Origin of the sequence: Escherichia sp. E4736, assembly GCF_005781225.1 — a bacterium.
In the GTDB taxonomy this organism is placed as follows: domain Bacteria; phylum Pseudomonadota; class Gammaproteobacteria; order Enterobacterales; family Enterobacteriaceae; genus Escherichia.
In genome coordinates this window covers 243158-253802 of record NZ_VATT01000010.1, presented here as the reverse complement: position 1 = coordinate 253802, position 10645 = coordinate 243158, and the positions used below count along the sequence as shown (strand labels likewise).

The window sequence follows — 10645 nt, the reverse complement described above, 5'->3', positions numbered from 1 at the left end:
GTGCATAATACGCTTTCCCGCTACAGAGTCAAGCATTTTTTTGCTTTTCTCTGCCGGAATTCTCAGGAGAATCCCGCTGACCCGGCGGCGTGTTTGCCGTTGTTCCGTGTCAGTGGTGGCGCATTATAGGGTGTTATTCTGAGTTGACAAGAGGAAATTTAAAATAATTTTCCGAATGCGCAACATTCAACCAAATCAGCCTGAAACTGCCAGTTTTTCGAGCGTTTCGAAGCCGTAACGCTGTAAAACGGGCAATAATTGTTCAGCTTCTGGCGTCATTGCCATACAAAAGGCAATATTCGCATCGGCAGATTTTGCATCCGGAGCTTCATGTTCCAGCAGCCAGGCCGTTCGGCGGGCAATCGCTGCGCCAGAATCCACCAACCGGGTTCCCTCTGGCAGCACCTTTAACAGTTCTTCTTGTAGTAGAGGAAAATGGGTGCAACCCAGAACAACGGTATCTGGCGGCTCTTTCATTCTTAACCACGGGCGCAGGATACGTTTTAGCGCATCCAGAGAGATTTCTTCGCCATGCAACTTCGCTTCAGCCAGCTCAACCATTTCTGCCGAGCCCAGCATCTCTATCTGACATTCATTAGCGAAACGCGCGATTAGCTCGTGGGTATAAGAACGTTTTACCGTACCACGAGTTGCCAGCAATCCGACAATGCCATTAGCTGTCAGGCGTGCCGCTGGCTTAATTGCCGGAACGACACCGACAACCGGGAACGCAAACTTCTCGCGTAATGCAGGAAGTGAGACGGTACTGGCGGTGTTGCAAGCGACCACAGCCAGCGCAAGGGGATAACGCACTTGCACGGCGGTGACAATTTCCACCACACGCTCAACAATAAACTCTTCGCTTTTTTCGCCATACGGGAAAGCGACGTTATCGAAAGCATAAATGTAATGGAGATCCGGTAAGAGATGCCGGATCTCGTCATAGACCGACAACCCACCGACGCCGGAATCAAACACCAGCACGGTGGGACGTGGTTCAGAAGGTGTAGCTGCCAGACAAGGTGTATTCCCGTCCTGCAGTTTGGTAGCCATAGACTGTCTCATAATCTTTGTCGAACAGGTTGGCTATTTTACCACGAACTGTCAGGTGAGAGGTGACCGGATACGCAACCGCAAGATCCCACAAGCTCACACCGCCCATTTTAACGGTTTGATAAGGATAAGATGAGTAATCCTTATCATAGCGAGTGCCTAAATACTGATAAGTAATACCCCAGTCGAAGTCATACAACTGCCAGTCGAGCTGGTATTTCACCTGCTGTTTAGCACGGCGTAACAACGGCGTGTCAGTAATCGCATTGCGCGCATCGACATAATCGTAACTCACAGTATGCGTCAGTGGTCCGGTATCAACATTGGCGGTCGCCTCGACACCTTTAATCCTCGCTTTCCCTTCGTTGTAATATTTCAGGATATGGTCGTCATAATCGATTAAGTCACTAACATCGTTACGATATCCGGAAATACGCCAGTTCACTCCTGCTGTTAAGCCTTCAAACGCGCCTTCCCACTGTTTGCTTTTCTCAGGGTCCAGATCCGGATTACCGTAGAAGCCGTACAGTTGTCCAAGATTTGGTGCCTTATAAGATGTCCCGTAGGAAGCAATGAAGCGATAACCTTCGATGAACTCCCATCCGACGCTGGTTTGCCAGGTTCCATGACGACCAAACTGTGAGTTATCGTCGCTGCGTGCTGCGCCTTCAAAGGTAAAATCGCCAACTTGTTGCAGCCCGGTCAGATAGATGCCGGTATTACGTTGATCATATCCATCCTCAACGTAACCTGTACCCGGCGTCGTAGTCTGTTTCTGCCAGTCGACACCCGCACCAATACTACCGTGACCAACGATGACATTGTTTGCCCACTGGACGGTGTATTGCTTCATCTCATCGAGCGTCGCCGACGAATCATAACGACCATAATGCGGATCGTAGTTGTAATCTTTGCTATGGCTATAGCTGGAAATGAGTTGTGATTTAATCAGTTCGCCGTTATAGCGCAGCCCGGCGTCCCAACTTTGACTATAGAGTTTACGGGTATCGACCAATGGTGAACCCGGAGAATAATACGCGTCATAATTGGTCCGATTATCATAGCCATAGCCGCGTACAAAGCCGCTCCAGGCATCGGTAAAATTATGTTCCAGCGCACCATAAAGCGTTTTACTTAAGAAACCATCGTTATCAGGCTGCGCTTGCATTCCTGTATTGCCGTAAGCGACAACATCATAACCATGGGTATAAGCATAATCGCCCAACAGAGTTACCCGTGTCTTATCCCCCAGTTGTTGCTGCGTCGAGACATCGTAGTTCTGATAACTATGGCTTCCCCACCCCGCTGAAATTTCCGTTCCAGGTTCATCGCGCGTCGTGATGATATTCACCACCCCGCCTATTGCATCAGAACCATAAACGGCGGAGCGCGGCCCGCGGATATATTCGACACGCTGAACAAGTGCAATGGGGAATTGACTAAGATCGGCTGAACCACTCACCCCTGCCAGATTCAGGCGTACGCCATCAATTAACACCAACACATGACTGGCATTTGTGCCACGAATAAAAATAGAAGAAAGCTGACCTGAACCGCCGTTTTGGGTGATATCCACGCCAGGGAGACGGCGCAGCACATCATTGACCGAGGTCGACTGCCAGCGGTCGATATCCTGACGCGTCACAACAGTAGTTGGCGCAAGCACAGTGCTGCGCGGCTGTTCAAAACGGTTAGCAGTAACAACGAGAGTATCCGGGCTGGTATCCTGTGCCCAAGCAGAAAAGGCTGTGACGGAACACGCCGTCAGCAGCGAAGCTTTTTTAATCATTGTAAAGCATCCACAATAGATGAAGGATGCCGCAGGTTTCATCAATATTACGCGATGATGAGAACCAGATGCGACGTTGGCCGGCAGGTCTTCGGGCTTGGAGGGGTATCTGAAGATACAAAGAGATGATGACTTCCCACCGGATGGCAGTGTCCGCATAACGCAATCATCGCACCTTTCCTTACCGCTGCGCGTCAGCTCCAGATTCGCACTGGATTCCCTATTAACTCACAGGACCGGCAAGTGGATGCTACAGGTTGTAACAAGTTACTGTCCAGACGTAGCTCACAAATAGGAATTCATCAAGATCTGGACATCTGATGAGCAATCCCTACAATCGCCGCGTACTTTAATTTTTCAGGATACATCATGACCCCCGAACACCTTCCAACAGAACAGTATGAAGCGCAGTTAGCCGAAAAAGTGGTACGTTTGCAAAGTATGATGGCACCGTTTTCTGACCTGGTTCCGGAAGTGTTTCGCTCGCCGGTCAGCCATTACCGGATGCGTGCAGAGTTCCGCATCTGGCACGATGGCGATGACCTGTACCACATCATTTTCGATCAACAAACCAAAAACCGTATCCGCGTGGATAGCTTCCCTGCCGCCAGTGAACTTATCAACCAGTTGATGACGGCGATGATTGCGGGTGTGCGTAATAATCCCGTTCTGCGCCACAAGTTGTTCCAGATTGATTACCTCACCACGCTGAGTAATCAGGCGGTGGTTTCTCTGCTGTACCATAAAAAGCTGGATGACGAATGGCGTCAGCAGGCGGAAGCCCTGCGCGATGCGTTGCGCGCGCAGAATCTGAATGTGCATCTGATTGGTCGGGCAACGAAAACCAAAATCGCGCTGGATCAAGATTACATCGACGAGCGTCTGCCGGTCGCCGGAAAAGAGATGATCTACCGTCAGGTGGAGAACAGTTTCACCCAGCCAAACGCGGCGATGAATATTCAGATGCTGGAATGGGCGCTGGACGTAACCAAAGGCTCAAAAGGCGATTTGCTGGAGCTGTACTGCGGCAACGGTAACTTTTCATTAGCACTGGCGCGCAATTTTGATCGGGTATTAGCCACCGAAATCGCCAAGCCATCGGTTGCTGCTGCGCAATACAACATCGCAGCTAACCATATTGATAACGTACAAATTATTCGTATGGCGGCGGAAGAATTTACTCAGGCGATGAATGGAGTACGCGAATTTAATCGTCTGCAAGGTATCGACCTGAAGAGTTATCAGTGCGAAACCATTTTTGTCGACCCACCGCGCAGCGGTCTGGACAGTGAAACCGAGAAAATGGTACAGGCGTATCCGCGTATTCTGTATATCTCCTGCAACCCGGAAACGCTGTGTAAGAATCTGGAAACATTAAGCCAGACGCACAAGGTTGAACGTCTGGCTCTGTTTGATCAGTTCCCCTACACGCACCATATGGAGTGCGGCGTATTACTGACCGCGAAGTAAACCCCATGCCGGATGCGCCAGCATCCGGCATGTTACCGATTACTCAGCAACTTCCTGCTTACGGTTACGCATCTTCGCGCCAATCCAGAACACCATAATGACGGACAGCACAGCCGGGAAGAAGTTAGAACCGATATCCGGATATTCCGCACGAACCACAGTGCTATAAAGCAGAACGCCGAGAATAAAACAGGCAGCTGCCAGACCCGGCAAGCCGACCGGCATAGTGCGATTAAGATAACGTTGATGCAGGCAGTAAACCGTCAGCACCAGGGAAATAATCGGGAATACAGAAAATGGCACAATGGAGCTAAACAGCGCTGCGAAAGTACCATTAATCGATAAGCCAGCAACTAACGCCAGCAGCAACGTACCTCTATCTTGATTTGCTTGTTTCATTACTCGTCCTTCACATTTCCCGGAATAATTGCGGTTTTCTCTTGTTCACGGCGATACCAGTAATAAGCCCCTTTCGAAATCATTCGCAGTTGCAGTACCAGTCGCTCTTCTAATTGCCGACGTTGTTCGACGCCGACATCCAACGCCTCGGCACCCGCACTGAAGACAATCGTCACCATTGCTTCGGCTTGCGCTTCAGTAAACGCGCGCGGCATATGGTTTTCGAGTTCAAGATAGTCCGCAAGTTCCGCAATGAAGTGCTGAATTTCACGCGCAACGGCGGCACGAAACGCGGCGGAGGTGCCGGAGCGTTCCCGCAATAATAACCGGAAGGCGTTAGGATTATTACCGATGAACTCCATAAATGTGGATACCGAGGTACGGATCACACTCCCGCCTTTAGCGATACGCTGACGCGCCTGGCGCATAAGCTGACGCAGCATCAAACCACTCTCGTCAACCATGGTCAGGCCAAGTTCGTCTACGTCGCGGAAATGCCGATAAAAAGAGGTGGGAGCAATGCCCGCTTCACGCGCCACTTCACGTAAACTCAGGCTGGCGAAGCTGCGTTCAGCACTTAATTGGCTAAATGCGGCTTCTACCAGCGAACGTCGGGTTTTTTCTTTTTGCTGCGCTCTTACGCCCATCACGATGTCTGAATCCTTGCCAAAAGTACTGCTGGCACTATACCAGAGAATGAACATACTGGATTGCTCCAGTGTTGTGAATGAACGGTAGCGCAATAAAACACATTTACTGCAACTCTTTGGCCGGTTCTTTTACAAACAATAACGCCAGCATCGACAGCAACGTGCCTCCGCCCAGATACCACGCCGGAGCCGTCAGACTATCCAGTAACACGATGGATTGCGTGGCGAAATATTGCGCAAAACCGCCGAAGATTGCTACACCAATGCTATAAACCAGCGCGAAGCCTAATGCCCGAATCCGTTTCGGCAATAGTTCGGAAATCAGCAACATTACCGGTACCCCACCAAGCGTGGTAAAGCTGACCATCACGAAAACTACCGTCAGCAACATGCCGGGGCTTGGGTAATTCACCAACAACCAGAATGACGGCCAGCTACAGATCAGCACCATCACACGGGAGATTAAAATCAGCTTTTTACGCCCGACCGAATCACATAGCATCCCCACCAACAGCGCGCCCACAAACGTAATTACCCCCGCCAGTAACATCGCTGCATGAGAATAGTGTTGAGGCATTGCCAGATACTTCGCCGCCCAGGTGCCATAGTAAAAGAGGGAAATATAGGTTGCTACCGTGCTACCGATAGCGAGTAAAACGCCGTTAATGATAATCGCTTTATGTTGCAGGAGCAGAGAGAACGCGCTTTCGCTGGCAGCAGCTTTTTTATTGTGTACAGGTTCAGGTACGTCATTTTCCAGGCTCAGACGCAACCAGCAACCGATCGGTGCTAATAACACGCCAATAAAAAATGGTACACGCCAGCCCCATTCAGCCATTACGGTTTCTGAACCTGTGGCAAACGGTAGCCAAGTGCTCAGGCCTAAAGCGACAATACCACCAAAGGTCGTTGCCAGCCCCTGGGTCGCCAGCGACCAACTGCTGTAAAAACCGCGGCGATTTGCCGGAGCTGATTCAACCAGTAAAGACATTGAAGCGCCGACTTCACCTCCTGCCGCAACACCCTGAATTAGACGCGCCAGTACCAACGTCGCCGTTCCCCAATAGCCCGCCGTCGCATATGTCGGCGCGATGCCGATCATCAGCGTACCGAGGCTCATCAGGGCAATGGTGAACACCATCGCGGGTTTACGTCCGAAACGATCGGCCCAGGCCCCGACGATAATTCCACCAAGCGGGCGCATAAAAAAACTCACGCCAAACGTTGCAAATGCCAGTAACAGCGCGACATTATGATCAGCGCTGGGCGGGAAGAAAAGCGTACTGATATAGACCACAAAAAAGTTGTAAACGCCAAAATCAAAAAATTCGAGCGCATTGCCAAACGCCGACGCAAAAATCACCCGCTTACCGCTGGGCTTTTTCTTCACAATCACGCTTCCATTTACGATCGCCGTCATTCCATGTTCCTTGCCAGAAAGTGTTGTTGTGTGTTGTTTTATTTATTGCAGCCAGGCTTCTACCAGTGCGCCCCAGTAGCTGCACGCCGGGACCAGACTTGCATCGTTGAAGTCGTAGCCCGGGTTATGCACCATGCAGGAACCTTCCCCGACATCGCCATTACCGAACAGCAAAAAAGCGCCTTTCGGCTGGGCTTCCAGCATGAAAGAGAAATCCTCACTGCCCATCAGGGGCTTGATGCCAAACTCGGCCCGATCTTCACCAAACGTTTTACACGCCACCTGCCAGGCGAAGCGCGCCATCTCCTCGTCATTCACTAATACCGGCGTACCGTTAACATGCGTCACATCAGCCGTAGCGCAAAAGCTGACAGCCTGGGCTTGCGCCAGAGCCGGAATACGGGTCAGAAGAAGTTGTCGGGTATCGCGGCTAAGAGAGCGGACGCTGATTTTCATCTCAGCACTGTCAGGAATGACGTTAGCCGCCTCTCCTGCAACAATGCTGCCAACGGTAATTACCGCCGCTTCCAGCGGATCGACATTGCGCGACACAATGCTTTGTAATGCGGTGGTGATATGTGCCGCGACCAGCACCGGATCGATGGCTTTGTGCGGGATCGCACCGTGTCCGCCACAACCACGAACCGTAATATGGAACTGATCCATTGACGCCATTAGCGCCCTGGCTGGAAGAAAAACTTGCCAACCGGCAAGCCCGGCATGTTGTGCATCCCGAAAATGACATCGCAGGGGAAGTGGTCAAAAAGACCTTCTTTAACCATAATCTCGCCGCCGTTAATCATCTCTTCTGCGGGCTGGAAGATAAGACGTAACGTGCCGTTAAAACGACGCGTTTCGGCAAGATAACGCGCTGCACCTAGTAATATCGTGGTATGGCCGTCATGCCCGCATGCGTGCATTAAACCGGGATGTTTACTGGCCCAGGGCTTGCCGCTATTTTCATAAATCGGCAACGCATCCATATCCGCCCGCAGGCCAATACTTTTCTCTCCGTCGCCCACTTTTAACGTGGCCACTATCCCCGTCGTCGCCAGTCCTTGCTCTACCTCATAACCCCACTGGCGCAGCTTTTCCGCAACCAGAGCACTGGTTTTAAATTCTTGTAGCCCCAACTCCGGATTTTCGTGGATTTGGTGGCGAATCTCGCGCAACTCTTCCTCAAACCCACGAATGTAGTGTTCGATCATCGACTATTCCTTTATTCACTTATAAACAGGTTAATTAACGGATTTTATTGATGGTATAAATATAAAAAAGGAATCAATATAAAATATTTATATATTTGTTTTATAAGAATATTTAACATAGACAATAACAAAAAAACACACTTCGGCAAGATAAAACTATCAGCCATAAGAAAAAGCGATTAATAGTGAATTAATAAAATAAGAAGGGGGAAGACAAAGCAAAGGCCGGTCACGATATAGCCAGATAAATGACGGGGATCAATTGGCTTACCCGCGATAAAATGTTACCATTCTGTTGCTTTTATGTATAAGAACAGGTAAGCCCTACCATGCCACATTCCTACGATTACGATGCCATAGTAATAGGTTCCGGCCCCGGCGGCGAAGGCGCTGCAATGGGTCTTGTTAAGCAAGGTGCGCGCGTCGCAGTTATCGAGCGTTATCAAAATGTTGGCGGCGGTTGCACCCACTGGGGAACCATCCCGTCGAAAGCCCTCCGTCACGCCGTCAGCCGCATTATAGAATTCAATCAAAACCCACTTTACAGCGACCATTCCCGACTGCTCCGCTCTTCTTTTGCCGATATCCTTAACCATGCCGATAACGTGATTAATCAACAAACGCGCATGCGTCAGGGATTTTACGAACGTAATCACTGTGAAATATTGCAGGGGAACGCTCGCTTTGTTGACGAGCATACGTTGGCGCTGGACTGCCCGGACGGCACGGTCGAAACGTTAACCGCTGAAAAATTTGTCATAGCCTGCGGCTCACGCCCTTATCATCCAGCAGACGTCGATTTCACCCATCCACGCATTTACGACAGCGACTCAATTCTTAGCATGCACCACGAACCGCGCCATGTACTTATTTACGGTGCTGGAGTGATCGGCTGTGAATATGCGTCGATCTTCCGCGGTATGGATGTAAAAGTAGATCTGATCAATACCCGCGATCGCCTGTTGGCGTTTCTCGATCAAGAGATGTCAGATTCGCTCTCCTATCACTTCTGGAACAGTGGCGTAGTGATTCGTCACAACGAAGAGTACGAGAAGATCGAAGGCTGTGACGACGGTGTGATCATGCATCTGAAGTCGGGCAAAAAACTGAAAGCCGACTGTCTGCTCTATGCCAACGGTCGCACGGGTAATACCGATTCGCTGGCGTTACAGAACATTGGGCTGGAAACTGACAGTCGCGGACAGCTGAAGGTCAACAGCATGTATCAGACCGCGCAGCCGCACGTTTACGCGGTGGGCGACGTGATTGGTTATCCAAGCCTGGCTTCAGCGGCCTATGACCAGGGGCGCATTGCCGCGCAGGCGCTGGTAAAAGGTGAAGCCACCGCGCACTTGATTGAAGATATCCCTACCGGTATTTACACCATCCCAGAAATCAGCTCTGTGGGCAAAACCGAACAGCAGCTGACCGCGATGAAAGTACCGTATGAAGTAGGCCGCGCCCAGTTTAAACATCTGGCACGTGCACAAATCGTTGGCATGAACGTGGGTACGCTGAAAATTTTGTTCCATCGGGAAACGAAAGAGATTCTGGGGATCCATTGCTTTGGTGAGCGCGCTGCCGAAATTATTCATATCGGTCAGGCGATTATGGAACAGAAAGGTGGCGGCAACACTATTGAGTACTTCGTCAACACCACCTTTAACTACCCGACCATGGCGGAAGCCTATCGGGTAGCGGCATTAAACGGCTTAAACCGCCTGTTTTAACGCTTTATCGAAATGGCCATCCATTTTTGCGCGGATGGCCTCTGCCAGCTGCTCATAGCGGCTACGCAGCGGTGAGCCTGGACGATAAACCAGACCAATGGTACGGCGTGGTTCCGGCTTAATGCACGGCAGATAAACGACGCCATCGCGTTTGCGTTCTGGCGGTACAGCCAGCGCAGGCAATAAAGTGATCCCGCTACCTGCGGCCACCATGTTGCGCAGCGTCTCCAGACTGGTCGCGCGGAAGTGTGTATCTTCATCCGCTCCAGCTTCAAAGCAGAAGCCCATTGCCTGATCGCGCAGACAGTGACCATCTTCCAGCATCAGCAGTTTTTCCCCTGCCAGATCGGCCATCGGCACGCATTCGCGATTAGACCACGGGTGATCTTCATAGACTGCCAACAACATGGGTTCATCAAACAACGGTACTTCAATGAATGCTTCGCTCTCTTTCACCAGCGCGAGGATCACGCAGTCGAGTTTGCCACTGTCCAGTTGCGCCAGTAACTGATGGGTCTGCGCTTCATGCAGATACATTTCCAGCTTCGGAAAGGTCTGGTGCAGCATCGGGATAATATGCGGCAACAGGTAAGGCCCAACCGTGGGAATCAAGCCAATATGCAGCGGCCCGGACATCGTCTCCCCCTGCTGGCTTGCCATCTCTTTAAGGACTTTCACCTCGCGCAGCACGGTACGCGCCTGATCCACCAGTAGCATTCCCGCCTGGGTGAATAACACTTTACGGCTGGTCCGCTCCAGCAACATCACGCCCAGCTCATCTTCCAGCTTACGAATTTGCCCGCTAAGCGTCGGCTGGCTAACGTGGCAGGAATCTGCCGCACGCCGAAAATGGCGGTGCTCGGCCAGTGCCACCAGGTACTCAAGATCACGAATATTCATTATCCATCCTCCATTGCCACGATAGT

At 51.0% G+C, this 10645-nt stretch carries 8 protein-coding genes, 1 pseudogene and 1 riboswitch; of the genes and pseudogenes, 2 read left to right on the top strand and 7 right to left on the bottom strand.

Annotation, left to right across the window (positions count from 1 at the left end):
* Nucleotides 1–195: 195 nt before the first annotated feature.
* Both murI and btuB read right to left on the bottom strand, forming a co-directional pair.
* Nucleotides 196–1053 carry a glutamate racemase gene (murI, locus tag FEK46_RS07925; protein ID WP_135560282.1) on the bottom strand — a complete coding sequence of 286 codons (858 nt, stop codon included), beginning with the start codon at nucleotides 1051–1053 and terminating at the stop codon, nucleotides 196–198.
* Nucleotides 998–2842, bottom strand: a complete 1845-nt coding sequence (gene btuB / locus FEK46_RS07920; RefSeq protein ID WP_135560283.1) for a TonB-dependent vitamin B12 receptor BtuB — start codon at nucleotides 2840–2842, stop codon at nucleotides 998–1000. The genes murI and btuB overlap by 56 nt, the downstream gene beginning before the upstream one ends.
* A 64-nt stretch (nucleotides 2843–2906) precedes the next feature.
* Nucleotides 2907–3098: riboswitch (cobalamin riboswitch) on the bottom strand.
* Nucleotides 3099–3211: 113 nt separating this feature from the next.
* Between btuB and trmA the strand changes: the two genes are divergently transcribed.
* Nucleotides 3212–4312, top strand: coding sequence for a tRNA (uridine(54)-C5)-methyltransferase TrmA (gene trmA / locus FEK46_RS07915; RefSeq protein ID WP_131161586.1), 1101 nt, complete (start codon nucleotides 3212–3214; stop codon nucleotides 4310–4312).
* Between the two features lie 39 nt (nucleotides 4313–4351).
* Here the strand turns inward: trmA and FEK46_RS07910 are convergent, their stop codons facing one another.
* The 4 genes and pseudogenes from FEK46_RS07910 to FEK46_RS07895 all read right to left on the bottom strand — a co-directional run bounded on the left by FEK46_RS07910 (nucleotide 4352) and on the right by FEK46_RS07895 (nucleotide 7989).
* Nucleotides 4352–4711, bottom strand: a complete 360-nt coding sequence (locus FEK46_RS07910; RefSeq protein ID WP_000806411.1) for a YijD family membrane protein — start codon at nucleotides 4709–4711, stop codon at nucleotides 4352–4354.
* Complete coding sequence (gene fabR, locus FEK46_RS07905) at nucleotides 4711–5361, bottom strand: HTH-type transcriptional repressor FabR (protein WP_001309117.1); 651 nt, start codon at nucleotides 5359–5361, stop codon at nucleotides 4711–4713. The genes FEK46_RS07910 and fabR overlap by 1 nt, the downstream gene beginning before the upstream one ends.
* 103 nt (nucleotides 5362–5464) lie before the next feature.
* Nucleotides 5465–6781: a citrate-proton symporter gene (locus FEK46_RS07900; RefSeq protein WP_135560284.1), complete on the bottom strand. Its 1317-nt coding sequence runs from the start codon at nucleotides 6779–6781 to the stop codon at nucleotides 5465–5467.
* Nucleotides 6782–6823: 42 nt separating this feature from the next.
* A pseudogene (locus FEK46_RS07895) lies at nucleotides 6824–7989 on the bottom strand (M20 aminoacylase family protein).
* A 329-nt stretch (nucleotides 7990–8318) separates the two neighbouring features.
* Here FEK46_RS07895 and sthA point away from each other — a divergent pair.
* The gene (gene sthA, locus FEK46_RS07890; RefSeq protein ID WP_001120822.1) at nucleotides 8319–9719 is read left to right on the top strand and encodes a Si-specific NAD(P)(+) transhydrogenase; all 1401 of its coding nucleotides are present in this window, start codon (nucleotides 8319–8321) and stop codon (nucleotides 9717–9719) included.
* On the opposite strand, the gene oxyR is transcribed toward sthA, so the two are convergent.
* Nucleotides 9702–10619: a DNA-binding transcriptional regulator OxyR gene (gene oxyR / locus FEK46_RS07885; protein WP_130206544.1), complete on the bottom strand. Its 918-nt coding sequence runs from the start codon at nucleotides 10617–10619 to the stop codon at nucleotides 9702–9704. The two genes, sthA and oxyR, sit on opposite strands and share 18 nt — an antisense overlap.
* Nucleotides 10620–10645: the final 26 nt, after the last annotated feature.

Bases quoted from the DNA above. Each gene is read 5' to 3' on its own strand.
- FEK46_RS07900 (WP_135560284.1), bottom strand. From the start codon at position 6,781: ATGACGGCGATCGTAAATGGAAGCGTGATTGTGAAGAAAAAGCCCAGC.
- btuB (WP_135560283.1), bottom strand. From the start codon at position 2,842: ATGATTAAAAAAGCTTCGCTGCTGACGGCGTGTTCCGTCACAGCCTTT.
- FEK46_RS07910 (WP_000806411.1), bottom strand. From the start codon at position 4,711: ATGAAACAAGCAAATCAAGATAGAGGTACGTTGCTGCTGGCGTTAGTT.
- murI (WP_135560282.1), bottom strand. From the start codon at position 1,053: ATGGCTACCAAACTGCAGGACGGGAATACACCTTGTCTGGCAGCTACA.
- sthA (WP_001120822.1), top strand. From the start codon at position 8,319: ATGCCACATTCCTACGATTACGATGCCATAGTAATAGGTTCCGGCCCC.
- trmA (WP_131161586.1), top strand. From the start codon at position 3,212: ATGACCCCCGAACACCTTCCAACAGAACAGTATGAAGCGCAGTTAGCC.
- oxyR (WP_130206544.1), bottom strand. From the start codon at position 10,619: ATGAATATTCGTGATCTTGAGTACCTGGTGGCACTGGCCGAGCACCGC.